Origin of the sequence: Shewanella sp. SP2S2-6, assembly GCF_031931965.1 — a bacterium.
GTDB classification, from domain to species: Bacteria; Pseudomonadota; Gammaproteobacteria; order Enterobacterales; family Shewanellaceae; genus Shewanella; species Shewanella baltica.
The window spans coordinates 20,971-47,201 of the sequence record NZ_JAUOEQ010000035.1; the positions used below are offsets into that span (position 1 = coordinate 20,971).

The 26,231-nt window shown below is 47.2% G+C and carries 21 protein-coding genes and 1 pseudogene; 10 read left to right on the forward strand and 12 right to left on the reverse strand.

Annotated features, from left to right (window positions below):
* The 7 genes from Q4Q57_RS18245 to Q4Q57_RS18275 all read right to left on the reverse strand — a co-directional run bounded on the left by Q4Q57_RS18245 (position 1) and on the right by Q4Q57_RS18275 (position 6,704).
* Complete coding sequence (locus Q4Q57_RS18245) at positions 1-177, reverse strand: hypothetical protein (RefSeq protein WP_006079436.1); 177 nt, start codon at positions 175-177, stop codon at positions 1-3.
* A gap of 163 nt (positions 178-340) precedes the next feature.
* Positions 341-2,413 carry an FUSC family protein gene (locus Q4Q57_RS18250; protein WP_311891640.1) on the reverse strand — a complete coding sequence of 691 codons (2,073 nt, stop codon included), beginning with the start codon at positions 2,411-2,413 and terminating at the stop codon, positions 341-343.
* Positions 2,414-2,418: 5 nt separating this feature from the next.
* Positions 2,419-3,282: an HlyD family secretion protein gene (locus Q4Q57_RS18255; protein ID WP_311891641.1), complete on the reverse strand. Its 864-nt coding sequence runs from the start codon at positions 3,280-3,282 to the stop codon at positions 2,419-2,421.
* A 6-nt stretch (positions 3,283-3,288) separates the two neighbouring features.
* Positions 3,289-3,489 (reverse strand): DUF1656 domain-containing protein, encoded by a 201-nt coding sequence (locus Q4Q57_RS18260; protein ID WP_006079439.1) that lies wholly within the window; start codon positions 3,487-3,489, stop codon positions 3,289-3,291.
* 181 nt (positions 3,490-3,670) lie between these two features.
* Positions 3,671-5,026: a glutathione-disulfide reductase gene (gene gorA / locus Q4Q57_RS18265; protein WP_259562727.1), complete on the reverse strand. Its 1,356-nt coding sequence runs from the start codon at positions 5,024-5,026 to the stop codon at positions 3,671-3,673.
* A 179-nt stretch (positions 5,027-5,205) separates the two neighbouring features.
* Positions 5,206-5,769, reverse strand: coding sequence for a hypothetical protein (locus Q4Q57_RS18270; RefSeq protein ID WP_259586823.1), 564 nt, complete (start codon positions 5,767-5,769; stop codon positions 5,206-5,208).
* Between the two features lie 152 nt (positions 5,770-5,921).
* Positions 5,922-6,704 (reverse strand): hypothetical protein, encoded by a 783-nt coding sequence (locus Q4Q57_RS18275; protein WP_311891642.1) that lies wholly within the window; start codon positions 6,702-6,704, stop codon positions 5,922-5,924.
* Positions 6,705-6,972: 268 nt separating this feature from the next.
* On the opposite strand from Q4Q57_RS18275, the gene prlC reads away from it, so the two are divergent.
* Positions 6,973-9,012, forward strand: coding sequence for an oligopeptidase A (gene prlC, locus Q4Q57_RS18280; RefSeq protein WP_311891643.1), 2,040 nt, complete (start codon positions 6,973-6,975; stop codon positions 9,010-9,012).
* Between the two features lie 188 nt (positions 9,013-9,200).
* Entirely contained in the window at positions 9,201-9,731 is a 531-nt protein-coding gene (locus tag Q4Q57_RS18285; RefSeq protein WP_006079446.1) for a thioesterase family protein, read from the forward strand.
* A gap of 25 nt (positions 9,732-9,756) precedes the next feature.
* On the opposite strand, the gene Q4Q57_RS18290 is transcribed toward Q4Q57_RS18285, so the two are convergent.
* Complete coding sequence (locus Q4Q57_RS18290; RefSeq protein WP_006084668.1) at positions 9,757-10,404, reverse strand: glutathione S-transferase family protein; 648 nt, start codon at positions 10,402-10,404, stop codon at positions 9,757-9,759.
* Between the two features lie 207 nt (positions 10,405-10,611).
* On the opposite strand from Q4Q57_RS18290, the pseudogene Q4Q57_RS18295 reads away from it, so the two are divergent.
* A pseudogene (locus Q4Q57_RS18295) lies at positions 10,612-11,301 on the forward strand (DNA-3-methyladenine glycosylase I).
* A gap of 132 nt (positions 11,302-11,433) precedes the next feature.
* On the opposite strand, the gene Q4Q57_RS18300 reads toward Q4Q57_RS18295, so the two are convergent.
* Positions 11,434-12,180, reverse strand: a complete 747-nt coding sequence (locus Q4Q57_RS18300) for a TorF family putative porin (RefSeq protein WP_259523823.1) — start codon at positions 12,178-12,180, stop codon at positions 11,434-11,436.
* A gap of 897 nt (positions 12,181-13,077) precedes the next feature.
* Here Q4Q57_RS18300 and Q4Q57_RS18305 point away from each other — a divergent pair.
* The 4 genes from Q4Q57_RS18305 to Q4Q57_RS18320 all read left to right on the forward strand — a co-directional run bounded on the left by Q4Q57_RS18305 (position 13,078) and on the right by Q4Q57_RS18320 (position 18,125).
* Positions 13,078-14,223 (forward strand): efflux RND transporter periplasmic adaptor subunit, encoded by a 1,146-nt coding sequence (locus Q4Q57_RS18305; protein WP_115335840.1) that lies wholly within the window; start codon positions 13,078-13,080, stop codon positions 14,221-14,223.
* Between the two features lie 9 nt (positions 14,224-14,232).
* Entirely contained in the window at positions 14,233-17,367 is a 3,135-nt protein-coding gene (locus Q4Q57_RS18310; protein ID WP_311891644.1) for an efflux RND transporter permease subunit, read from the forward strand.
* A gap of 133 nt (positions 17,368-17,500) precedes the next feature.
* The gene (locus tag Q4Q57_RS18315) at positions 17,501-17,764 is read left to right on the forward strand and encodes a hypothetical protein (RefSeq protein ID WP_063882126.1); all 264 of its coding nucleotides are present in this window, start codon (positions 17,501-17,503) and stop codon (positions 17,762-17,764) included.
* Positions 17,765-17,801: 37 nt separating this feature from the next.
* The gene (locus Q4Q57_RS18320; protein ID WP_311891645.1) at positions 17,802-18,125 is read left to right on the forward strand and encodes a hypothetical protein; all 324 of its coding nucleotides are present in this window, start codon (positions 17,802-17,804) and stop codon (positions 18,123-18,125) included.
* A gap of 74 nt (positions 18,126-18,199) precedes the next feature.
* Here the strand turns inward: Q4Q57_RS18320 and Q4Q57_RS18325 are convergent, their stop codons facing one another.
* Entirely contained in the window at positions 18,200-19,822 is a 1,623-nt protein-coding gene (locus Q4Q57_RS18325; protein ID WP_012588902.1) for an AbgT family transporter, read from the reverse strand.
* 573 nt (positions 19,823-20,395) lie between these two features.
* On the opposite strand from Q4Q57_RS18325, the gene Q4Q57_RS18330 reads away from it, so the two are divergent.
* The 3 genes from Q4Q57_RS18330 to Q4Q57_RS18340 are packed head-to-tail and all read left to right on the forward strand — an operon-like array spanning position 20,396 to position 22,804.
* Positions 20,396-20,962, forward strand: a complete 567-nt coding sequence (locus tag Q4Q57_RS18330) for a LemA family protein (protein ID WP_012197838.1) — start codon at positions 20,396-20,398, stop codon at positions 20,960-20,962.
* Between the two features lie 49 nt (positions 20,963-21,011).
* Entirely contained in the window at positions 21,012-22,049 is a 1,038-nt protein-coding gene (locus Q4Q57_RS18335) for a DUF3137 domain-containing protein (RefSeq protein ID WP_311891646.1), read from the forward strand.
* Positions 22,049-22,804 (forward strand): lytic transglycosylase domain-containing protein, encoded by a 756-nt coding sequence (locus tag Q4Q57_RS18340; protein ID WP_311891647.1) that lies wholly within the window; start codon positions 22,049-22,051, stop codon positions 22,802-22,804. Before Q4Q57_RS18335 ends, Q4Q57_RS18340 begins: the two co-directional genes overlap by 1 nt.
* A 64-nt stretch (positions 22,805-22,868) precedes the next feature.
* Here the strand turns inward: Q4Q57_RS18340 and Q4Q57_RS18345 are convergent, their stop codons facing one another.
* Complete coding sequence (locus tag Q4Q57_RS18345; protein ID WP_311891648.1) at positions 22,869-23,714, reverse strand: 23S rRNA (adenine(2030)-N(6))-methyltransferase RlmJ; 846 nt, start codon at positions 23,712-23,714, stop codon at positions 22,869-22,871.
* A 92-nt stretch (positions 23,715-23,806) separates the two neighbouring features.
* Entirely contained in the window at positions 23,807-26,071 is a 2,265-nt protein-coding gene (locus tag Q4Q57_RS18350; protein ID WP_311891649.1) for a bifunctional diguanylate cyclase/phosphodiesterase, read from the reverse strand.
* Positions 26,072-26,231 lie beyond the last annotated feature (160 nt).

The following is a 26,231-nucleotide window of genomic DNA, read 5'->3' on the forward strand; positions in this document are numbered from 1 at the left end:
TTATTTTTCTCCTAACGCTTTGTTATTTTGAATAATACTCGGTTTCAAAATGACAAAGAGATAGGTGCTTAATATTGCAAGTAAACACATAAACTGCATTGATTCCTTAGCGTGTAATCGGGTAAAGCTTGCTACTTGCGAGATGAGATTTTCCTCTGGTGGGTTCTCCGTAGACATAATTTCTCCTTGGTTGATAATTGAATTTATATCACCAATATAGTTAGTGATCTAACTATATTAAGGCATTTTATCGGCCAAATATCAAGCTTCTATTGGATTTAAATGGTTTTGGTGGCAGTAAAAGAGTGGCTTTTGGGGCGGAAAATAGTTTGAGAACTGACTATTTTTCTGAGGTGTTTTTCTGCTCTGCGATACTGTGGGCAGTGCGTTCGAAGGTTAAAGTGATGCGTTCAAACATCCCAGTAATCATAGTGAATTGTTCGTGGGGTAACGGACATTGGGCCAGCGCTTCTAATAATGCCTCGCTGCTGATTTTAAACTCTTCTGCGACTTGTCCGTGGGCGCAGGCGATAAATGCCTGACCTAAATTGTGTTGCCAGAGGTTGAGTGCATTTTCTAAGCCTAAGTTTAAGTGCGTATCTGAAATGCCCTGCAACATGCGCCGCATCCGAATCGACACATGGCCTAGATTAAGTGCCGTAAACACCAGATCGGTAAATACCCTCGAACTCTTGCCCGAGCCTTTTTCGTAACTGGCGATCCGCAGCAGTCGATCGCCCATGCGGGCGTTAAACCAAGGCTCAGGATCATCATGCTGTGCGATATGCACTAGATCTTTTTGGATGGATTGCAGCAGACGATATTGCATCAACCGCTGGCTAGGTTCGGTAATCAATTTAAACAACCAATACAGCACAGTAACGCCGACAAAAATCGCTAAGGCATTGCTGACGGTGTTTTCTATCGCAAATGAAATGGCATTGCTGGGCTGCACTAACACAGCAAACGGCACGCAAATGCCGAGCCCATAGGGCAAGGTCGGTCGATTCGCCAAGGCGAGTAAGCCGATAAAAAACGGCCCAGCGAGCACTAAAACGAGGATTTCGAAATCGCCGCTACTCTGTGCCAGCAAAGGTAAAGCGTAAAATACCGTGAGCGGTACAGTGATAGTGATGCCGACAAGAATACGGCGCAAAATCGTGGTTAACATCGGCAGTGGTTGGCGTGCCATCATGATGGAAAAGACCACGGGCAGCAGGATCATCATGAGGACCGCGCTCGACCCTGTGCCAATCCACAGTGAAGCCCCAATGACAAACACCGCCATGCTGCGCAGGCCCGTGGTAACGCCTATTAATGGGTCTCGGTGAAACTCCATCGGCGGCGCGTTGAGCTGCACCGCAGAGTGACTGGTCAGCACGTTGTAGCTCTTGAGCACCATGATCAGATCGGCGCTTAATTCCATCGCGACTTTGAGTAAGCGCGTCTCTAACGGCGCGCGGCCGCGGTATTGCATCAGGTTTTGCTGGAGTTGATACCTCAAGGTGCGCGCCATTTTGTAGCATTCTTGGTAATCACTGGATTGCGCCATCAATGTAAAACTACTGCGCATATTGGCTAAGGATTTCGCGAGTGGTTCGCTAACAAGATGGGAATGATTACGTTGCAGCCGGCCAAATATTTGGATTGCCGCCAATAGCGAAAGGGTTTTATTGCAGAGAAAGTTCGCCGCATGGCTCTGCCCGCGTCCTTCGGGGCCTTCATAAATCACTGCGCTGGAATCGTCACTCAGCGCCGATACTGACTCCATAATCGTGTCGATATGTTCATGGCGACTCGCATGTTCCCCCTGTAAATCGAGTTCTAATGCAAGATAGTTAAGCGAATGATTAATTGTGTTTTTAGCATGCAATTGTAGACTATGTTTTACCTTGGTCGGCCAAAGTAGCGAGCTGACTAAAACGGCGCAAATCGCCCCGACGACAATCTCGCTGATCCTCGACTGTGCCACATCGAATATTTTTGCACTATCGGCCGTGCTTGGGCTCGCCATCACAATGAGCACTATCAAGCAGGCGGTCATGCCCGCCATAGCAAAGGCATAGACAAAGTTTTGCTGGCGCACCATGGCCGATAACCCAGAATTTAGCCCTATCCAGCAGGCGAGTAATCCTAAGGCGAGTTCGGGATAGGGCGTAAACCAGTTGAGTATGGCAATCCCCGCGAGCGCGCCGACTAAGGTGCCGCCGATTTGGCATAAGCCCTTTTCGATCACTAGCCCGCTTTCAGGGCGGATTTGCAGAAATACCGCCGACACCAGCGCCCAATATGGCCGTTCTAGATTTAAGAACATGGCCACATATAAGGCGAGCGCCATCGAAATCACGCCTTTAATCGCGAAGATGAGGGTTCTTCGGTCTGGAAAGAATAAACTCTTCAGTAACAGCGTCATAATGACTATTTGTCAGTCTGTAGCTGGATGGAAACTGTCATGCCGACGCTCAGCTCTATGTCCTTAGGAATGCTATCTAGCTGAATATCGACCGGAATACGTTGCGACAACCTCACCCAATTAAAGGTTTGGCCGATTTGCGGCAATAACTGTCCATTAGTAGTGACATTGGTATTGGCGATTGCTTTACCTATGCTGGTCACTTTGCCATGCAAGACATGGCCGCCACTCATCAGGCTGACATCGGCGCTTTGACCTATGTGAACCAAGGGGATTTTGGTTTCTTCAAAATAGCCTGTGATATAGAGAGAATCTTGTTTGACCAGCGAAAATACCGAGTTGCCTTTGCTGACATAGTTGCCATTACGCAGACTTAAATTGATCAGAGTACCGTTTTCGGGAGCGTGAATTTGCGTCCGCGCTAAGTCAATTTGGGCGGTATTCAATTGCGCCTGTGCGAGCTCATAACTGGTTCGTGCCAGTTCGGTATTGATAAAGGCTTCGTCGAAGGTTTCTTTGCTGACCAAGTTGTCATTGGTCAAACCGATACGACGTTTGTACTTATGTTTTGCCAGTTCCCATGCCAATTTTTGACTTTCCGCTTTGGCATTCAATTCGGCAATCGTGGCCTTGTAGCGGGTATCGTCCACAGTGAACAACACATCACCCTTATTGACGATTTGATTGTCTTTTACATTCAGTTGGTTCACCCAACCGGACACATCTGGCGCTATGGTAATGATTTCGGCGCGAACTCGGCCGTCGCGAGTCCAAGGAGAATAAAGGTAGTGTGACCATATCCAATGTCCGGCGATACCTGCAACCGCGACCACAATGAGGGTGAGGCTGATACGAAAGATTTTTCCCATGAACAATCAACTCCCAAGCAAGTAAATGACCAACGCCAGATAGCAGATAAACAGCCCAACTTCGAACCAAGCTTCGCGCCACAGCTTGTGATAGAGCCCAGTTTGATAGAGTACCAAGCGAGTGATGCAGGAAAGCAGAAAAGCTAAGGGGATAAAGATAATTAATGGACTAAATAACAAACCATCGAACGCGAGTTCTTTAAGCATTACGCTATTCATCCCGATTACAGTGGCGCAGCGATAACCGCGCTATGTGTTTAAAATGCAAAGTACTCAGTCGAGATTATAGGAAAGTCGCGTGAGAGTTAATGATTTTATGCTATCTGTGATCAATTAGGGCCAGCATTAGCTGGCCCTAAATATGATGAAATCAAAGCAAAAATCGCTTTTACCTCATGGTAACGAATTCTTCAGCGCCCGTTGGGTGGATAGCAACAACCGCATCGAAATCGGCCTTAGTTGCGCCCATTTTCATAGCGACGCCGAAACCTTGGAGGATTTCGTCCATACCAAAACCAATACCATGAATACCGACGACTTTTTCGTCCTTGCCAGCGCAGACTAACTTCATCTTACAGGCTTGGCGATGGGCCGTGACGGCGGTGTACATTGAGGTAAACGTCGAGGTATACACTTTGACGTTATCATCGCCGTATTGAGTACGCGCTTCTGGTTCGGTCAAGCCCATAGTGCCAATGGGTGGATGGCTGAACACGACGGTTGGGATCAGGCTGTAATCCATTTTGGCATCTGTCATGCCGTTAAATAAACGCTCGGATAACAAACGGCCCGCTTTAACCGCAACAGGGGTGAGCTCTACGCCGCCCGCCATAATGTCACCGACACAGTAAATCCCTTTGTGGGTCGTATTTTGCTGCTCGTCAGTGATGACATAGCCTTTGCTATCTACTTGCACTTCGGTGTTTTCTAAGCCGATATTGCCCGTCGCTGGTGAACGGCCAATTGCCCAAATTAGGCAATCGACAGTAATGCTTTCACCGTTTTCTAAGCTCAGTGTTAGGCTGTCATCAGCATTTTTAACCACAGCCTTGGGTACGCTATGGGTGTGCAATGTTGGGCCTTCGGTCGCCATGGCTTCAACGAGGGCATCGACTAAGATGGGGTCAAAGTTACGCAGCGGCGCATGTTTACGCACTAATAAGTGAGTTTCACTGCCTAGAGCGTGTAACACGCCAGCGACTTCAACGGCGATATAACCCGCGCCAACAACGGCAACGCGCTTTGGTTGCTCGCGTAGGGCGAAGAAACCATCGGAATCGATACCGTATTCGGCACCAGGAATGTTCGGAATAGTCGGCGCGCCGCCAGTGGCGATAAGGATGTTATCGGCAGTGTAATGTTCGCCGTCCACTTCGATAGTGTTGCCATCGACAAAACGGCCGTAGCCATTTAACAGGGTCACTTTGTTGTTGGCAAAACCACGGCCGTAGGCATCATGAATGCGGCCAATGTAGGCTTCGCGGTTCTCGACCAAGGTATTCCAATCGAATTTATTAACAGTGACGTCGAAACCATAATCTTTGGCGTAAAGGTTCATCGCTTCGGCAACATGGGCGCCATACCACATGACTTTTTTCGGCACACAGCCTACGTTTACACAGGTGCCACCTACGTGTTTGGCTTCGATGAGTAGAACCTTAGCGCCACGCATTGCTGCTCGGTTTGCTGAGGCGATACCGCCGCTGCCTGCGCCTAGGCAGATATAGTCAAAATGTTGAGCCATGAGTTTCTCCGTCTTACTTCAAGGATGAGATGCTTTACAGCAGAAGGTCATTGTAGGGGTGTTTGCGATAACAGACCAGCCCATTGCATGACTAACGCATAAGACCGTACTTTGACTGAAAAAGATTCTGAGCTTTACACTTACCCGAACTGGGCATTAGCTGTTCATCGGGTCGCCGTCTAGCGGCGATATTGGCAATTAGAGTGATCGTTTTGAGCGGGACCTTCTGCGCCACATTTCAAACATTGCCATTCCTTTTGGCGGGCGCTGAGTTCGTCGGCTTGATGCGTAGCGGCGTTATCTTGTTTGCCGCCGAGTTGCGCTTCTAACTGATCCATACGCTTATCGAGCCAGCGGCAGTTGGGATCATTGGCTACGTGTTCACGGCTGGCAAGTTGTTGCTTGCGGCTGAGTTTTTTACTCTTAGTGGCTTTGGTCGATTGCGTGTCTTTAGTTGATTTAGTGGCTTTGGATGGCTCTGCTGGCGTGAGAGTGGGAGCCGAATACTCGAAACTGCTTTGCTCTTGGTTAGGCAGATTAATCGGTTTGCCCTCACTGTCGAGCAAGGTGCCTAGGGGCAAAGGCGCGGTTTGTGTCGATTGTGATAGGGACTCTAGACTCGGTTCAGATTCAGGCTCAAGTTCAAGTAATTGCCGTGCGTCAGCCGAGTGTATGACTGGGAGAAAAAGCAGAAGTAAGGCAATAACGGCGGTGCGGATGAGATAAAAGTGCTGGGCTAACATTCCCTGTTCCTCGGCAAAATCGATATGAATGGTGAGTCGTTCCGTCGACTTTTTGAGTGTAGTTAGTGAGCGCTATTTTGCCAAATGGAGCGGGATAAATTGACTGAGGAAGGTTGTAATACAGCGCTAAAACCACGGCGCTAAGAATGGAGTTAAAACGTTATCGCAAAGTGGATGCCGGCATAGGTCTCATCTTGCGAACTCATATCGCCATTCGCCATCGCTTCTTGCTCAATATCTCCTTGGGCAATGCTGTGGCTGATGTGACCATCGATACTCATGTAGGATGACAGCTGATAACTGGCTTCGAGGCCAAATTGCAAGTTATTGCGGCCATCGTGTTCTTCTGTGCGGTATTTAAAATCAAACCCTTGAGTGATGTATGGCGTGAGACTGAGCTGATCTGTGACATGCCAATAGCTGTGTAAACTCACTTCAACAAAGTAACCCGCAGCCTCGTTGGAATAGACATAACTTGCCGATGGTACTAGCCAAGGTTCAGCGGTGTAAGCGAGTTCGGCAAATAGCTCGTTATCGTGGCAACGGGTATTGCTGTAGCCTTCAATGCGTTGATAACCCACATTAGCCTCTAGGTTTTCGGCCACATCGAACCCATATTCAAGGCCTATATTCCACTCAGTGTAGGCTTGGCTATCGCCGCGGCCAACTAAAGCGTAGACGGTGATATTGTCTTGCTGGACTGCGGTATTCAGCCAATAGATGCCGCCATCTTGCAGATTATTGCGACCCTGTGAGACGTATTGACTGTCCCAACCTAAATCCAGTGTTACAGCTAAGGCTTGGCTATTCTGGCTGGGCAATCCTGCGCTTGAAATGCTCTCGATGCTCTCATTGGCGAATGCGTTGTCACTCAAGCCGTTGATGCCTAAAGTGCAGAGGATGCTCGCCATCAGTTTTACTGAGTGTGTTGCCATATTTTTGCTGATTTAGGTAGAAATGCGTTTGTTAAGGCGAGAATACCTTCCCCATAGATAAGTGTTAATGCGAATTGATTCGATTTGCGATCAAGCCGACAATAATGCTTAGGTACATTAAGCGTAAATGCTAAATGCGAACGAGTTCACTTTTTTTAAGCAGAAATAGCGTTAGCAAGGCGTTCGAAGGGGGCAATCGGTTTTCTTGCCTTGATAAATAGCCCGTTAGCCCTTATCTATAAGTGATACAGATTGTTGAGGAGTCAATATGAGCAACCCTTTGCTTAGCGGCGCAAAATTACCGCTTTTTTCACAGATTAAACCGGAACATATTCAAGTCGCCGTTGAGCATGCCATTGCTCAGTGCCGCACTAAGATTGATCAAGTGCTGCAGAATCAAGGTCCTTACACTTGGGACAACTTGGTCGCGCCACTAGAACAGGTTGACGATGAGCTGAGCCAAATTTGGTCGCCCGTTTCTCATATGAATTCAGTGACCAGCACAGATGAATGGCGCGCTGCTCATGATGCTTGTTTGCCGCTATTGTCGGAATACGGCACCTATGTTGGTCAACACCAAGGTTTGTATCAAGCCTATAAAGCCCTGCGTGCATCGAATGAATTTACACAATTAAGCCAAGCCCAGCAGAAGGTGATTGAACACAGCCTGCGCGATTTTGAACTATCGGGTATTGGCTTAGATGACGCGCAAAAAGTGCGTTATGGCGAAATGGTCAAACGTCTTTCTGAACTCACCAGTGGCTTTTCGAATCAATTACTGGATGCGACCCAAGCTTGGACTAAGTTGATCACAGATGAAGCTGAGCTTGCGGGCCTGCCAGAGTCTGCCAAAGCCGCCGCTAAGGCGATGGCCGATGCGCGTGAGTTAGACGGTTGGTTGTTTACCTTAGATTTCCCTTCTTATTTACCTGTCATGACTTACAGCGAAAACCGCAGTCTTCGCGAAGAGTGTTACCGCGCCTTCGTTACTCGCGCCTCGGATCAAGGTCCTAATGCTGGCGAGTTTGATAACAGCCCGCTGATGGACGAAATCCTAGCGCTGCGCCACGAACTCGCATTGTTACTCGGTTTTGACAGTTTTGCCGACAAATCCCTAGCGACGAAAATGGCTGAAGCGCCGGCGCAGGTGATGGCATTTTTAAATGAGTTAGCGCTGCGCTCAAAGGATCAGGCTAAGGCAGAAGTGGCCGAGCTGAGAGCGTTTGCCGAGGCACAATACGGCGTGAGCGAAATGGCATCTTGGGACTTAAGTTTCTATGCCGAGAAGTTGCAGCAGCATAAGTATGAGATTTCACAGGAAATCCTGCGTCCGTACTTCCCTGAAGATAAAGTGCTCTCTGGTTTGTTCTACACAGTCTCGCGTTTGTTCGGCCTTAAAATCGTTGAGCAAAAAGACCTTGATCGTTGGCATAAAGACGTGCGTTTCTTCGATATTTTCGACGAAACCGGCGAACACAGAGGCAGTTTTTACCTCGACTTATATGCTCGCACAGGTAAACGTGGCGGTGCTTGGATGGATGACTGCCGTGTGCGCCGTCAAACCGCCGATGGATTGCAAAAGCCAGTGGCCTATTTGACCTGTAACTTTAATGGTCCGGTCGATGGCAAGCCTGCGCTATTCACCCACGATGAAGTGACAACCCTGTTCCACGAATTTGGCCATGGTATCCACCACATGCTGACCAAAATCGATGTCGCAGGCGTGTCGGGTATCAATGGTGTGCCTTGGGATGCGGTCGAGTTACCGAGCCAATTTATGGAAAACTGGTGCTGGCAGGAAGAAGCCTTAGCCGAAATTTCTGGTCACTTCGAAACGGGCGAGCCATTACCTAAAGCCTTGTTAGATAAGATGCTGGCGGCGAAAAACTTCCAATCTGGCATGATGATGCTGCGCCAACTTGAGTTCTCGTTGTTCGATTTTAGAATGCACCACGAATACGACCCCGCTAAAGGCGCGCGCATTCAAGAAACCTTAGACGAAGTGCGTCGTCAGGTCGCCGTATTAACGCCGCCAGACTTTAACCGTTTCCAACATGGTTTTGCCCACATTTTTGCGGGCGGTTATGCTGCGGGTTATTACAGCTATAAATGGGCTGAAGTGCTGTCGGCGGATGCGTTTTCCCGCTTCGAAGAGGAAGGGATTTTCAATCCTGAAACAGGTCGTCGTTTCCTGCACAATATCCTCGAAATGGGTGGTTCAGCCGAGCCGATGGACTTGTTTAAACAGTTTATGGGACGCGAGCCGAATATTGATGCCCTGTTAAGACATTCAGGTATTGCTGCATAAGCAGGCTAGATAAGTAATTGTTCGCCTTGATAAATCAACCCATTTGAACGGGCTGATTTTCTCTGAGCATTTAGCTTTGCTAAAGGATAAAAAGGCGCCTAACGGCGCTTTTTTTGTGACATAGATCTCGCTTGCCCTGTGGTATGACCTCTGTTAGCCTGTGGCTCTTATTTCAAGGGCGACTCGTTATGAATCTGTATTTTCGTTTGTTTTGGTTGTTATTTTGGCGCACGCGTCACTGCCGTAAGATCGATTTTCTAGGGACAAGCCGTATCACGTACCGTGCTTTACCGAGCGACTGCGATATCAATTTCCATCTGACTAATTCCCGCTATCCTGCGTTTATGGATCTGGCGCGGACTTATATGTTGGCCGAGATGGGTCTGCTGAAACGTTTCTTAAAGTTGAAGTGGATGCCGATAGTTAACGCCGCCGAGTTTACCTATATTCGCGATATCAAGCCGCTAAAAACCTTTGAAATTGAAACCAAAGTCGTCGGTTGGGATGAGAAATATTTCTATATTGAACAACGCTTTGTGAGCGAACGTGGCCTGCATTGTATCGTGCATGTGCGCGGTGTGTTCGTGTGTAAAGGTAAGCAAGTGCCGCTCGATGTGTTAGTGAAAGAGGCGGGTTATACCGATGCTGCACCTGAGTTGCCGCCCGAAGTCGTGAAGTGGAAAGCATTTTTGCAGTTGAAGAAAGAACGCAATATGTGATCTTGTTGAGGCGTGACTTACCCCGCTAAGGTATGCCTCTTATTCCCGCCGTTTCCTCCATTTCAGCCAGCAACACCTCTTCTTGTACTAACATCCAAGCGCCGCGCAATTGTGCCTGCTGCCAATAGCGCACGATTTCATCCAAATCCAATAGATTTAAGTGTTGAAAGCTATAACTTAAACAAGGGATTAGGGCGCAGTCGGCTAAGGTAAAACTGTCGCCACAAACCCAATGGTGTTGCGTGAGTTGCGTGTCTAAGCGTTGAAATTGTGCCAGTAGCTGTTTCTCTAATTGTTTGATTTCGAACTCGTTACTGTCCTCGGTATGCTTCAACTTTTCTAATTGAAATAATGGGTTATTAATATCATTGTCTATGATGCGATCGAACAAACGCACCTGTAAGTTGCGTTGCGGTTCTTGGGGCAGCAGCTGGGTACTGTTATTAAAATGCCTATCTAAGTATTCAATAATAATGCTGGATTCGGGAACAAGCAGCTCATCGTGGGTTTTGAGCAGGGGAACTCTCGCCTGCGGATAGGTTTGGTGAAATTCCTTGCGTGAAAAAGGGTCGCGCAGATCTATGATTCTGGGGTAGAAATTGGCCTGCTTTTCATAAAGTGCGATCAGCACCTTTTGTGAATAGCGAGATAAGGGGTGATAAAAAAGCTCCATAGGCACTAACTCCAAACCCTGAATTTTACTGACTTTACGCCTTAACTTTAGTCGTAATTGAGGTGCTTGCTGTAAGAGTTTTTCTAAAAAATGCAGGGATAAACACAATTTTTAGCGGCAAAGCCAAATGATCCATCAAGGATAAAAATCGGTATTATTAACGACATATCAAAAGTGTCGGGATTTAATCATTTTAAAGGTAATAATATGAGCCAGTTAGAGCGTTTTTCATCTATTTATGCCAGAGCCAGTGAGCGCAAAGGCGGGGCTGCGGGACTCGAAGCCTTGTTGTCTGGCTGCCTGTCCGATGATGAAATTCGCCAGTATCGTGATGCTGAATTATTGTCAGCGATGAGCCGTCAGGTGTTTTAAAGTGGTTTTGTATGGCGGGTGGTTGTTAATAAATGGCCTGAATATGAGAAGTCATTCTTTGGGTTTGAACCGCATAAAGTGTTGATGTTATCCCCTGAACAAATTCAAGCGCGGGCGAGTGATGCGACACTGATCCGCCATCTAAAAAAGACCCAAGCTATTTATGACAACGCTTTAATGATCCACGATCTTGCTCGCGAACATGGCAGCTTGGCACAGCTGATCGCGGCTTGGCCGACGCAGGATATTATCGGTTTGTGGGCACTGTTAAAGAAACGCGGTACCCGACTGGGCGGCAACACAGGTCCTTATTTTCTGCGCGGCATTGGCAAAGATACCTTTTTGTTAACCGATGATGTGCAAGGTTATTTTAAAGCACACAAGTTAGTCGATGCGGGTTTTACGTCGCAGACGGCGCTTAAACAAGTACAAGCTGTATTTAATCAGTGGCAACAGGAATCAGGGCGTTGTTTGGCCGATATCAGCCGTATTTTGGCTTGCAGCGTGGGGGATAATCGAATTTAGGACGTTTAGATTTAGCATTTTTAAGCGCAACATAAAAAAGACCAGCCACGGGGGCTGGTCAAGGCTCTATTTATCAAGCCACTGGAGTGCCGCAGGGAAGCAGCGGATGAGCGGGTAACGCGACGAACTCACTTAAAAACTTTTGCTGATGCCCACGACAAATCTGTCATCGAAAATTTCAGTCTGAGTGCCATAGACCTTATGGTCGGTATCCACTGTGCTGCCGTGGTAACGGACATCAAAATTCAACCCGTAGAATACTTTGCTTAGACCTAAGTTCCAGTGTCCCCAACCTTCGGCACCTTCACCGCTCAAGTCTTGATAACCGACTGAGCCTGAGATTTTTACGCCATTATCGAAGTTGTAGCTTGGGTGCAAGGCATAGTTCACGCCGTGCCAGCCATCGACACCAAACCAGTCATCGACTGTGGGTGTGACTTCTAATTGCAGATTGGCGCGGCCAAACTGTTTGCCCACTTTGAGCCAGAGTTCTGTGTAGTTTGAATAGGATGCACCTGGGTAGAGGTATGAAAACAGCATCACATCATAGGTAAATCCTGAGTCGCCAAATTCACCGGCTTTGCCGATAAAAGGCGCGGTAACGATCTCTAAATTAGGATCGGCAAACTTGATGTTGGAGCTAAATACCCCAGCATACCAACCTTCATCGTGATTCCAGCTTAAGGTGCCTTGCACTACGGGGATATCGCCGTCTAAGGTTTCAGATTCACCGCGGAACACATAATCGGAGGCAAAGTTAACATTGGCATTAATCGTACCGCCAAAGAGCTGGTTGTCATCGGCCGCTTGAGCAGTCATAGCAAGGGAAAGTAACGCCCCACTGAGCAGAAATTTAGTGCGAGTCTTCATAATCATCATCTCAAAATTATTTCAAATTATTGGGAGTTGTTAGCGCACCATTATCGTAAAAATAACTTGTGAATAGCCGTGATGCTTGGAATGAACCAATCACGAAAATATGTGAATGAATATGAACAAATGCGTTTTTAAGCGAGGAATTTTTAGCTTTGTAAGCAATATTCGTCATTAAAGAAGTGTTAATTGTGGGAGTCTGAGTTTCATTTAATGGGGTATTAAACTGGATTTCGGGTTTGCTCCGCCTATGGCTAACCACTAAAATAACCCGCTCAGTATGATTTGAGACGGTTACTTTTATTGTTGTGGGTTTGACTCAAGCCATTGGCGCCGTATTTCGGCCATATGTTTGAGGTAACAAACTGCACATTAATCCGCTAAATGATGTTTTTACGCGTAGGCAGTCTGAAGCCAATTCCTTGTTTACTCTCTTTCGGTATTGTCAGTCTTGATAGGTCGTTTTTAGCGACTTGATGCTGAGAGTGGCCTGAGTAAAAACAACAGTGCTGCGTTTTCGTCTCTATGTACAAATTATTGCAACAAGTGGCGGTTAAGCTAACGCTATTGAGCTGTGGGCCTTGGCCTGCGGTAAGTTTAGAATATGAACAGATTTGCAACATATTCAATATGGAGTAGGCTTATTGGGTGTTTTACGGCATATCCCTCTAACAATGTTGCTCAAAGTTAACAGGCTTTTTAAATCGAATAACAATTCGATGAATATAGTAATGCCGAATGAGTGAAAATTTTCATTAGTTTACAATTTAGTTTCGTTATCTTCCTTGTTGATTCATATAGGCTATGAGATAAATAACGGATTTGATTTTAGTTACAATTACGGCTCGTGTCAGCGCAATAAGTGTACTGGTATGTGGGCAGTTAATATTTGAAGGAGTTCTCATGCGGCAGACAATTAAACTTGCCTCAGTTATAAGCGTGGCGTTATGGATGGCAGCTTGCAGCCCTCAAGAAGAGAAAGCTCAGGCGGGCGCTGGCCCACGTAGTATGGAAGTGGGAATCCTTAATGTTGTTGCCCAGCCACAAGTGATTCAGGTGGAGTTACCAGGACGCAGTAAAGCTTTCCTCGAGGCCGAAGTTCGTCCACAGGTGAGCGGTATTATCACTAAGCGTAGTTTTGTTGAAGGTGGCAATGTGAAACAGGGTGAATCCTTGTATCAAATTGACTCTGCAACTTATAAAGCCGCATTAGTGAGTGCCAATGCCGATTTAGCCAGAGCCAATGCGGGTTTAGCCTCAGCAAAAGCTAAGGCTGCACGTTATCAGCAACTGGTGAAAACCAACGCCATCAGTAAGCAAGAATTTGATGAAGCTGAAGCGGCATATAAAGAAGCATTAGCGAATGTCACCGTGGCAGAAGCTGCGATTAACACAGCTAAAATCAACCTGCAATACACTGAAGTATTAGCGCCTATCTCTGGTCGTATCGGTAAATCGAGTGTGACTGCGGGTGCGTTAGTGACAGCGAACCAAAGCCAAACGCTGGCGACGATTCAACAACTTGATCCTATCAATGTGGATATCGCGCAATCGAGTGCGCAGTTGTTACGTCTTAAAGCTAAGTTGCAGCAAGGTAAGCTACAAGCTTCAGAAAATGCTGATGTGCAGTTGTTGCTCGAAGATGGCACTCAATACAGCCATCTAGGTAAGTTGCAGTTCGCCGAAGTGAGTGTGGATGAAAACACTGGATCTGTGATTCTGCGCGCCGAGTTCCCGAACCCTGAAGGTATCTTGTTACCTGGTATGTATGTTCGCGCTATGTTGAATGCGGGCACCGATCCACAGGCTATCTTGGTTCCACAAAAAGCCATCACGCGTAACTCTAAGGGTCAAGCAGTGGCTATGGTTGTGAATGACCAAGGTGTCGTTGAATCGAAAACTGTAACGACCGCTGAAGTGATTAACAACCAATGGCGAGTCACTTCTGGTTTAGCTGTGGGCGATAAACTGATTGTGGAAGGATTACAGAAAATTCGTCCAGGCGCTCCAGTAACCACCAAAGTTATTTCTGAAACGCAAGCACAATAGGGCATAGCTATGGCACGTTTTTTTATTGATCGCCCCATCTTTGCGTGGGTGATCGCCTTGATTATTATGCTGGCGGGGATCCTCTCGATCCGCTCGCTGCCAGTGTCTCAATATCCTAACATTGCACCACCTACCGTGGTGATCAGTGCTAACTATCCTGGCGCTTCCGCTAAGATCGTTGAAGATTCTGTAACTCAGGTGATTGAGCAACGTATGACGGGTATCGATAACCTCCGTTATATCTCCTCAACCAGTGACAGTTTTGGTAATGCGTCTATTACCTTAACCTTCAACGCCGAAGCAGATCCGGATATTGCACAGGTTCAAGTTCAGAACAAGTTACAGGGCGCTATGACCCTGTTACCGCAAGAAGTGCAGTCGCAAGGGGTTAACGTTAACAAGTCGAGTTCAGGCTTCTTAATGGTATTAGGCTTCGTATCGACCGACGGTTCGTTAGATAAAGGCGATATCGCCGACTACGTGGGTGCGAACATTCAAGATCCTATGAGCCGTGTTTCGGGTGTAGGTGAAATTCAGCTGTTCGGTGCCCAATATGCGATGCGTATATGGCTAGATCCGTTGAAGCTGACTCAATATAACTTAACCAGCTTAGATGTTATTGCGGCGATTCGTTCTCAAAACGCTCAAGTCTCCGCTGGACAGTTAGGTGGCGCGCCATCTGTGGCTGGCCAAGAGCTGAACGCGACTGTATCGGCGCAAAGCCGCTTACAAACGGCGGAAGAATTCCGCAAGATTATCCTTAAATCGGATATTTCAGGCGCAAATGTCTTCCTCGGTGATGTGGCGCGAGTTGAGTTAGGTTCTGAAAGTTATGCCGTGGTGTCACTGTATAATGGCCAACCTGCAACAGGGTTAGCGATTAAACTGGCAACGGGTGCTAACGCGCTGGATACAGCATCAGCAGTCCGTGAAAAAATCGATGAGATGAAGCCCTTCTTCCCGCAGGGATTAGAAGTTGTTTATCCATACGATACAACTCCTTTCGTTGAGCAATCTATCGAAGGTGTGGTGCATACCTTGCTTGAAGCTATCGTACTTGTGTTCGTTATCATGTACCTCTTCCTGCAAAACTTCCGTGCAACCTTGATCCCGACCATTGCGGTACCTGTGGTATTGCTGGGTACCTTTGCGATTCTATCGATGGCAGGGTTCTCGATTAACACCCTAACCATGTTCGCTATGGTGCTCGCCATCGGTTTGCTGGTGGACGATGCGATTGTGGTGGTGGAAAACGTCGAGCGGGTGATGTCCGAAGAGGGCTTAAGTCCACTCGAAGCGACGCGTAAGTCGATGGACCAAATTACCGGTGCCTTAGTCGGTATTGGTCTGACCTTATCCGCTGTGTTTGTACCTATGGCATTTATGTCTGGTTCAACGGGCGTGATCTACCGTCAGTTCTCGATCACTATCGTCTCTGCGATGGCGCTGTCTGTACTGGTGGCGTTGATTTTAACGCCAGCACTGTGTGCGACTATGCTCAAGCCAGTCAAGAAGGGCCATGGTCACATAGAAACAGGCTTCTTCGGTTGGTTTAACCGTACTTTCGACAAGCTGACTAATCGTTATGAGTCGAGCGTGGCTGGTATCATCAAGCGCAGCTTCAGAGTCATGACGATTTACGTTGTGCTGGTCATTGCAGTGGGTTGGATCTTCATCCGTATGCCTACCGCCTTCTTGCCAGACGAAGACCAAGGTATTTTGTTTACCCAAGCTATTTTGCCGACTAACTCAACCCAAGAAAGCACCCTAAAAGTATTGGAGAAAGTTTCTGATCACTTTATGGCTGAAGAAGGCGTGAGATCGGTATTTAGCGTGGCGGGCTTCAGTTTTGCTGGTCAAGGGCAAAACATGGGTATCGCCTTCGTTGGCTTGAAGGATTGGTCTGAGCGTGAAGCGCCTGGCATGGACGTTAAGTCTATTGCGGGTCGTGCCATGGGTGTGTTCGGCCAGATGAAAGATGCCTTAGTCTTCGCCTTCGTGCCTCCTGCGGTTATCGAGTTGGGTACGGCGAACGGTTTCGACATGTACTTGCAGGATAAGAACAGCCAAGGTCACGAGAAGTTAGTGGCGGCACGTAACCAACTGCTGGGCATGGCGGCACAGAATCCAAATCTGGTGGGCGTGCGTCCTAACGGTCAAGAAGATGCGCCGATTTATCAATTACATGTAGATCACGCTAAGTTAAGCGCGTTAGGCATTGAAATCACCAATGTGAACAGTGTACTTGCAACGGCTTGGGGTGGTTCTTATGTTAACGACTTTATTGACCGCGGCCGCGTGAAGAAAGTGTATGTGCAAGGTGATGCCCAGTATCGTATGCAACCAGGAGACTTAGACTCTTGGTACGTGCGTAACAACAAGGGTGACATGGTGCCATTCTCTGCCTTTGCGACGGGTACATGGGAATTCGGTTCACCACGTCTAGAGCGCTTTAACGGCTTACCGTCGATGAACATTCAGGGTGCTACGGCTCCTGGGTTCAGTACCGGTGCGGCGATGGAAATCATGGAAGACCTTGCTAAGCAGCTTCCTCCTGGTTTTGGTGTTGAGTGGAACGGCTTATCGTACGAAGAGCGTTTATCGGGTAACCAAGCGCCTGCGCTGTATGCCCTGTCGATCTTAGTGGTGTTCCTCGTACTGGCGGCACTCTATGAGAGCTGGTCGGTGCCGTTTGCTGTTGTGCTGGTGGTGCCACTCGGGATCATCGGTGCCTTAGTTGCAATGAACGGTCGCGGCTTGCCAAACGACGTGTTCTTCCAAGTGGGGCTGTTAACCACAGTGGGCTTAGCAACCAAGAATGCCATCTTGATTGTGGAATTCGCGAAAGAGTTCTACGAGAAAGGTTCAGGCTTAGTCGAGGCGACCTTGCATGCGGTACGTGTGCGTTTGCGTCCTATTCTGATGACGTCTCTTGCCTTTGGTTTAGGTGTTGTGCCGTTAGCCATTAGCTCGGGTGTGGGTTCTGGTAGCCAAAACGCCATCGGTACTGCGGTACTTGGCGGTATGATGAGCTCGACTTTCCTAGGTATCTTCTTCGTACCATTATTCTTCGTGATAGTGGAGCGTATCTTCAGTAAGCGTGAGAAGAAAGGTAAGGAAGAGAAGCCAAGCTCAGCTGAGTAAGCTCAGTCGTTTCTAAACTAAAGCCCTGCAATTGCGGGGCTTTTTGTTATTTAAATGCTGTTAGTTATAAAGATGGATAGGCACTGTGCGCGAGTTCTGGCATATTGTGCTTAGGCCGTTAAGGGGACGAAACATGGATGATGCAGCATTGGAATTGCAAAAACTAGATGCGCTACTTGCTAAGGGTAAGTGGTACTTTATTTTGGTCTTTGGCGTACTTTACTGGGGTATGCTGACGTCCCTCGTGGTCGCCTTAATCCATTATTTTATCTTGGGCGATCCATTCTGGGCGGAACTGCAAAGGGCACTCTATATTTATCCCATTAGCGGCATTTTATTTGGTTGGTTTGCGTGGGTGCAGATTCATCGTAAGCGAGATAAACTGCGCGCTCAATAGCATCAATAGTTCTGGTTAAGCTGAGTATAGGGGTGACATGGTGTTTTCGTGGGGTAATCTTGCCGCTAAGCAACTTATCGTTGGGATGATATGCCATAGTATCGCGCTGGCGTTTTTGGCCTATGGCGTTTATGCGTTTTATTTAGAGTCGCTTGCAGTGCCCGAGTTAACCCGTTGTGTTGGCGCTGGCGTGTTATTTGTGGGAATGGGATTAGCACCGCAATTCTTTTTTATGCCAGTAAGCCAAATCGTGTCGCAAGCCAAAGACACGCCAGAAAAATCCACACTGCAGACCTATGTGTTTAATCTAGGTATGTTTTTGCTCATTTGCAGTCTGTTGATGGAATGGTTATACGACTAAATCTACGGGTTTTAGTGGATCAACCCGATAAAGCAAGGGCATCGACTTGATCATCGACGCCCTTTTTATTGAAATTAAGGCGTGTAGTAAGTCGCTGCGCCCGGCCCGACGGGCAGACCAAAACCAAATACCCACAGGAAGAAGAACGCTGTCCAACCCACGAAAAACACCAGCGTGTACGGCAGCATAGTGGCGATCAGCGTGCCTATACCGAGGTTTTTCTGGTAACGACAGGCGACCGCTAATATCAAACCAAAGTAGCTCATCATAGGCGTGACTAAGTTAGTCACTGAGTCCCCAATACGGTATGCCGCTTGAATTGTTTCGGGCGCATAACCGACCAGCATCAGCATAGGCACGAAAATCGGGGCGGTAATGGCCCACTGTGCCGAGGCGCTGCCGAGCATCAAGTTGATAAAGCCGCAAAGCATAATAAAGAACAGGAACACAATAGGGCCAGTCAAGCCTATAGATTGCAGCCCATCGGCCCCTAACACTGCGAGTACCGCACCTAAATTACTCCAGTTAAAGAAGGCGACAAACTGCGCGGCGAAGAAGACGAGGACGATATACATGCCCATAGTACTCATGCTGTGGGACATGGCATTGATGACATCTTTATCATTTTTGATGCTGCCCACTATTTTGCCGTAAATAAAGCCCGGTATGGCAAAACAGATAAAGATGAAGGCGACTATGCCCTTGAGGAATGGCGAACCTGAGATAAGGCCAGTTTCTGGATGACGCAGCGGCGCGCCTTCTGGTACGACTGAAAGCGCTAGGATAACGGCGAGCACTAACATAGATAACCCCGCCCATTTTAAGCCACGCTTTTCAATCTCACTAACGCTCTCCATCGATTGCAGTACGGTTTCATCCGCATCATCACCTTGGTATTTGCCTAACTTAGGCTCGACGATTTTCTCGGTGACAAAGGCGCCAAGGAAAGTGATCACAAAGGTGGAGACAAACATGAAGTACCAGTTCACTTCTGGGCCGACGTTGTACTCAGGATCTATCATGCGCGCCGCAGCTTCGGTAATGCCTGATAATAAGGGATCGACAGTACCCAGTAACAAGTTTGCGCTATAGCCTCCTGAAACCCCCGCAAAGGCGGCGGCTAAACCGGCTAGAGGATGGCGACCAAGGGAGTGGAAAATCATCGCCGCCATAGGGATCAATACCACATAGCCAAGCTCGGCGGCCGTGTTGGACATAATGCCGGCAAAGACTATGGTCACAGTAACCAATCGCTTTGAGGCGCCCATGACTAGGGCGCGCATAGCGGCGGATAATAAGCCGGAACGTTCTGCAATCCCGACGCCGAGCAGTGCGACGAGCACAGTGCCAAGCGGCGTAAAGCCAGTAAAGTTAGTCACCAGATGCGACACTATCATCCGCAAGCCTTCGGCGTTCATTAGGCTCACCACATGGATTAAACCATCGGCACTACGACCATGGGAACCAATGGGTCTTGGGTCGACAACGGTCAGGCCAAAGTAACCTGCGATGCCTGAAATGACGACCACAGCGACACAGAACAGCGCGAATAGGGTTATTGGGTGGGGGAGAAGATTACCTAAGCGTTCAACAATATTGAGAAAGCGTACAAACCAACCACTGGCGCTGATATCGCCATGTTGTGGATCTGGCTCCGAGGCCTTTTTTGGGGGGATATCGCCGGAATTGAAACTCATCGTTCTTCCTTTATGTCGACCTTTGCGCAGCGCACTATCTTTGACCCTAGAACAGACGCGAGGCATTGCCGACGGCCGACTGCGAATAAGGTGGCTGAGGGGATGACTCTGGCAGCAAGTACTCTGGGAGTAAGCTAAGGTAAAAGTTAAAAAATTAGCCGGAAAGTATGATTGTTAAGTTTTAATTGAAACTTAAATGTTGCGATTGGCGGCGTGAAAGTGATGAGGGCAAAATGGGGATAAAAAAAATGGACTCTCGAGGAGTCCAGTATTCACGAGCAAAATTGGATGCTCTAATGTTGTGCCAATACACTATAGACCTTGTTTGCTGTATCGGAGCTGAATATCGTTAAATTTATATTTTAATTGCGCTTTTTAATGTGGCGGATCACAGTTTACCGCCTAAAGAGGCGAGTTTTGCTGGTGGTTGAAGCTCCAGATCACTACTTTCACCATTGCCAGCTCTGACCAGCGAATAATTTCATCGTCTTAACCTGTGCCATAGGTGAAATTTCCACTCATTTATGATTAGCTGTATCCTGTTAACAAGAATAAGAAACCTAAGGATGGAAGATGGAAAAATTGTTATTGGGATTAACGCTGATTTTTATCGTTACCTATCTTTGGTACGTCAGCCTAGTCAAAAAGCGCAATACTGCACTCGAGGCCCTGTCGGGTATCGATGTACAGCTAACCAAACGTGCCGATCTTGTGCCTAATATTCTAAAAATCGCCAAACGATTTATGGATCATGAAAAGTCGCTGCTCACTGAAATCACCGAATTACGCACTCAGCTCAGCAATAATTACAACAAGGCCGATCCGAGTGCCGTTAAAGAGCATTTAGTTCAGGCCGAGCGGTTGAACGACAAAATGGGTGCCTTAATGGTGAATGTGGAGAACTATCCCGAGCTCAAGTCCGACAACACTATGTTGCAGGCGATGCAGACCTATAACGAGGTCGAAGCGCATATCTCCGCTGCGAGGCGTTTCTATAACTCGGCAGTGTCAGAGCTTAATACTGCGGTCGAAATCTTCCCCGGCTCGATTATCGCTTCTATGGCGAGCATTAAAGTGATGCCATTCTATGAGGTAAGCGAAGCGGCAAAAGCGCCCGTAGATGCGGCCGAATACTTGTAAGCTTAGTTGCGCAGGGTGAGTGTTCACCCTGCAATACTATGATATCAATATGAATATTTTTATCTTTATTTTAGGTAGCCCGATTCGGACTTATCGGGGTCATGTTAGTTTGTCTGCGGATTTGGATGAACTTCCTCAACTCGAAGCGTATTACGAAGAACACCTAGCCCCCATTAGTCGTAAATATGAAACTAAGCGCGTGGCCTGTCTTAAGGCGGCGCGTAAACGTTTATATTTGAGTTTGATGATAGTACTTGGGCTGAGCTTGCTGACTGTGATTGGCTATTACCGCGGCGTTGCTTATTTCCCGCCTTTACCCTTGCTTGCTTTAGTTGGGTTGAGCTGGTGGAGCTTTGCGCCGACTCGAGATTTTAAACATCTGGTTCAGCGGGATATTTATCCACTGATGTTTAAATATTTCGGTGATGATTTTGTTTATAGCCGCGAAATGCGCCTCGATATGAATAGACTCGTTGCGGCTAAGGTATTGCCGCAATACGATAAAGTCAGTTTCGGTGACTATATTCAAGGCCGCTATAAAGGCGTTGAGTTGACGGTCAATGAACTCACCTTGACTAAGAATGTGCAAGTCGAAGAACTGGATGCCAGCACCAATAGGCGCAGAACCGTTACTCGCACCGAAACCCAGTTTAGTGGCTTAGTGGTTGAGCTGAGTAGCCATAAAGCGTTTATCGGCCACACTGTGGTGCTGAGGGATCGCGGTGGTTTAGCGAATTTCTTGTCTGACAGCCATGCTGGACTGGTGCGAGTGAAACTTGAAGATCCGCAATTCGAAAAAGAGTTCGATGTGTTTTCAACGGATCAAGTGGAGTCTCGCTATTTGCTCAATACGGCATTTATGGAGCGCTTACAGGAACTTGCCAAGCATTTTGGTGGAAATATTCAATGCGCTTTCTTTCGCAACAAGTTGATTATGTTCCTGCCAAATCGCAGAACGCGTTTTCAAATGCAGTCCATTTTTAATGGCGCGACCTTTTCAGCAGAATTTAGTCAGATAAACCGAGAGATGAAGCAACTCTTTGCTATTATTGAAGTACTTAAACTTAATCAGCACACGGGACTTTGATGTTGCTCACTCGCTCAGCACCGACTCGTACACAAATGGCAGCGGCCTTTTTATCGCCTCGCAGCCTTGTCGTGTTGGGTCTGTGTTTATGGCTGATATCGAGTCTGATGGTGAGTGTAAAAGCGGAGGAGGCAAGCGTAAAGCCTAAGCCGCGTATCGTTGCTAGATATTCAGAGAGCGGCATAGTCAGCCGTGAAGGCTTAGAAAAACTCAAGATTTATCAATACAAACAAGCCAATGGCGTCACTGTATTTACCGACAAACCCCCTGCCAATAACCCGTATCAAATTTTGTTGTATGACTGTTTTGCCTGCCGCCCCGACTCGACTATAGATTGGAATGGTATCCGTTTATTTACCGCCAATTATGATGCCCTGATCACCCGTGCTGCCCATAAACATCAACTTGACCCCGCCTTAATCCGCGCCGTGATCCACGCAGAATCAGCCTTCAATGCGCGTGCATTGTCGCGTACTGGCGCTATGGGATTAATGCAATTAATGCCTGAAACGGCTAAAGAAATGGGTGTAGCAAACGCGTTTTTACCCGAAGAAAATATCTTAGGTGGCAGTAAGTATCTGGCGCAAATGCTAAAACAGTTTAACGGGGATGTGGCCTTGGCCTGCGCGGCCTACAATGCGGGGCCGACAACTGTGGTGCAGTACAATGGCATTCCGCCCTATCCTGAAACCCAAGCCTATGTTGAGCGTGTTAAAATTCTATTGAAGCGATATCGCGAGCAGAAGGGCGTTTAACTGTTTTGTTAGCTTAAATTAAGCGGCGAAAACCTGAGATCATCGCCGCCATTTGAGTAGAAGGTTATTCGCCGACTTCCCATTTTACTGTGATGTTACCGTCCGCTTGTCCGAGCGTCTTACCTAAGTAATCCATTAATTCGGTTGCGATTTCATCTAACTGCCAAGGCGGATTAATGATCCATAACCCTGCCGCTGTCATGCCAAACTCATCTGAATCGGGTTTAATCGCCTGCTCAATTCTTAGCTGACGTTTAATGCCACTGTTGGCGAGGCGCGATAACATGCCTTCGGTCTGAGCGCGATTCACCACGGGATACCAGAGCATAAACACGCCCGTAGCAAAACGTTTATGCGCTTTGATCAGGGTTTCGGCTACATCTTGATAGTCGGTTTTCATCTCGTAGCTAGGATCGACGAGCACCAGAGCGCGGCGCTCTAAGGGTGGCACTGCGGCGATAAGGCCTTTTAAGCCATCGCCTTTGATCACTTTTACTTGTCTGTCTTCGCAGAAATAATCGTCCAGCAACACATAATCAGTGCTGTGCAGCTCGTGCAGCACCATGCGATCTTTAGGCCCCAATTTCATGTCTATAATGGCAGGCGAACCTGGGTAGAAGTTGAGTTCGTCAGGATTTTCTTCATTAAAATGACGCACGGCGGCGACATAGTCCTGCAGTGATTGCGGCAGATCAGTTTTATCCCAAAGCTTAGCTACACCTTCGAGGTATTCACCGGTTTTTTGTGCAAATTCATCGCTTAAAGCATAACCACCCGCACCCGCATGGGTATCGATATACACGAGTGGTTTGTCTTTCTTGTGCATCAGCTGCAAGGTTTGAAGCAAGATGGCGTGTTTCAACACATCGGCATAATTGCCAGCGTGATAACCATGGCGGTAACTTAACATGGGGGATCCTAGTAATTTGCAAACAAAGCAAAGAGAGGCAAATGCCTGACGCCAATTATACCTGCGATGCTTCTAGGCGTAAATTTAATGCCTCAGTTGGCGCTCTTTTTATTGGCGAACCAGTGTGTGGGCGTTTGCATTTGAAAGGTTTTCAGCCATAGATTCGCTGGTGCGGGTTTACCGAATAGATAGCCTTGAAATTGTTCACATCCTAACGCCGTGAGTTGCAATAACTGGGCTTCGGTTTCGATACCTTCGGCAATGACGTTGAGTTTTAAGCTCTTGGCTAACAGGATGGCGGCGTTGACAATTTGGGTATGGCGTTCACTAATGCCCATTTGACTGACAAAGCAGCGGTCGATTTTTATCGTGTCGGCACTGATATCAATGAGTTGGCTTAATGACGCATGGCCAGTGCCAAAATCGTCAATGGCGATAGATACTCCCATGCGAGCTAAGGTGTTTAGGCGTCGGCCCGTTTCTTTATGCGTTGAAAATACAGAGGTTTCAGTAATCTCAATTTCTAATAATGGGATGAGTTCGGGGTGATTCATATAGGTTTGGATCAACACCTTAAAGAAGCGATCCGACAATATATCCTGCCCAGATAAGTTGAAGGCTATCCTGACCAGAGGCACATTTTTCGGCCAAGAACGGATCAGTTGTAGTAATTGCCTGAAGACTTTTATCGCAAAAATCGCCTGTAATTGGGATGACTCTATGATAGGGATAAACGTGTTCGGCATAATCATAGTGCCGTCTTCATCGAACATTCTTGCCAGCGCTTCAAAGCTAATAATGTGGCCATCGGCCCTTACTTTAGGCTGTAGCCACATTTCCAGACGATTGTGTTTCAATGCGTCGCGAATTTTAGCTTTCTGCGATGAGGCTTCGAGAAGATTATTAATCAAACCAATGTAATACACCATGACTGGGCTAGCTTGGGTGGTTTGCTTAATGGCAATTAAACATTGCTCTGCGGCTTGCTGCGGTGAGGCTTTATTACCCGAACTGCAACCGACTCGGCACTCGAGATGATATTCAATTTGTTGTTCATGTTTGAGCTGCAGGTTCGTTGGAATACGCTCGCGTAATTGTAGCGCGAGGTTTTCGGGGGAGATCAGCGGTAGGCTGGTAAACTCAAGCGCAAACGAGGCTCCCCTAAACCGGTATATTTTTGCGTGATGCCCAAAGCGATTTTTGAGTTCGGTCGCAAAGGCTTTTAGGATGGCATCCCCGACGCTGATACCGAATGCCGCATTGATTTGACTCAGATTATCAATTTTGACTATGGCAACGGTCATACCCAAGTGGATCGTACTTGGGGCTGGGTTATACCAGTGATTCTCGTTGGGTAATCCGGTCACTAAATCATAGAAATGTGTGCTGATATGATGCTTTTTAAGTCGGCTTAGTTCAATCGCATGGTTAGCCTGTTCTGTGACATCGTGGCAGTGAAACAACAAAGTGTCATGGTGCTCTAATGAGGCTTTCTGCAGCAGATATTTAGTGCCGTTGTTGTTCTTTAAATGGGTCGGAAACGCGGCCGCCAGTAAGTTTGTGCTGGTATCTTCGGTAAGTTCAAAAATGTCACATAGGCGAGTGCGGTTTAGTGTGACCTCTCCGGCGATTTCTTTGGCCGCATTATTTAGGTTGAGGATCACCCCGTCCTCATTACAAAAGAAGGACGCGGTACCATTATTTTCAAAGATTTCAGCATATTGATCTAAGGTACGCTGCAGAGCATTTTGATGCTGGATCATTTGCTGCGCATGGACTTTCTGGGTTTTTAGCAGGCGCATTGCTGACAAGGGAATGCAAATATTAAAAAAGACAAACAGTAAGCCATTCAGATAAGCGTGGGTCGCAGGCAGACTGATATCAATATCAATAATCGGGGGAATATTTTGGTTACGCAGCAGCAGTAAAAAAGGCAATACATTAAAAAACATCATGATAACGGCTACTTTTCTGCCAAATAGAAAAAGCGCCATTAAGGGCAAGGTATATAAGAAGGTAATCCCTGCCTGGGATAAGTTAAAGTCTGGGACAAACAAGAGTATAGAAATACAGGCGGCAATGACCATAGCCAGCAGGCTAATTGAGCTGGCGAGTAAATATTTGCGGGTAAACCATAAAGTTAAGAAGAGTACGGTTAAAAAACTGACCGTAATGCTGATAATGAAAGCGAGGTTTAACTGATACGCAATTAAAGAGCTATGCAGCACTATGCTAGCGGTCAATATCGCGCCACTGAGCAGAATGATCCGCAATAAGCTGGTTTTTAATATTGTTCTATCAGGATTTAAAAAGTCTTGATCCCTAATAAACAAAAAACCTTTCAGCCATTGAAGCAAAAAGAGTCCTTATCCCATACGGAAGTCACGCAGGTTGACTGGGGATATAACATATAACATAAATCACCTAATTGTTATACAAATAGATTACTATCTTTATAAATCAGTGAATTACAGTGTGATGCTTGTTTGAATCTTTAAGGGTGCACTGCGACAAATT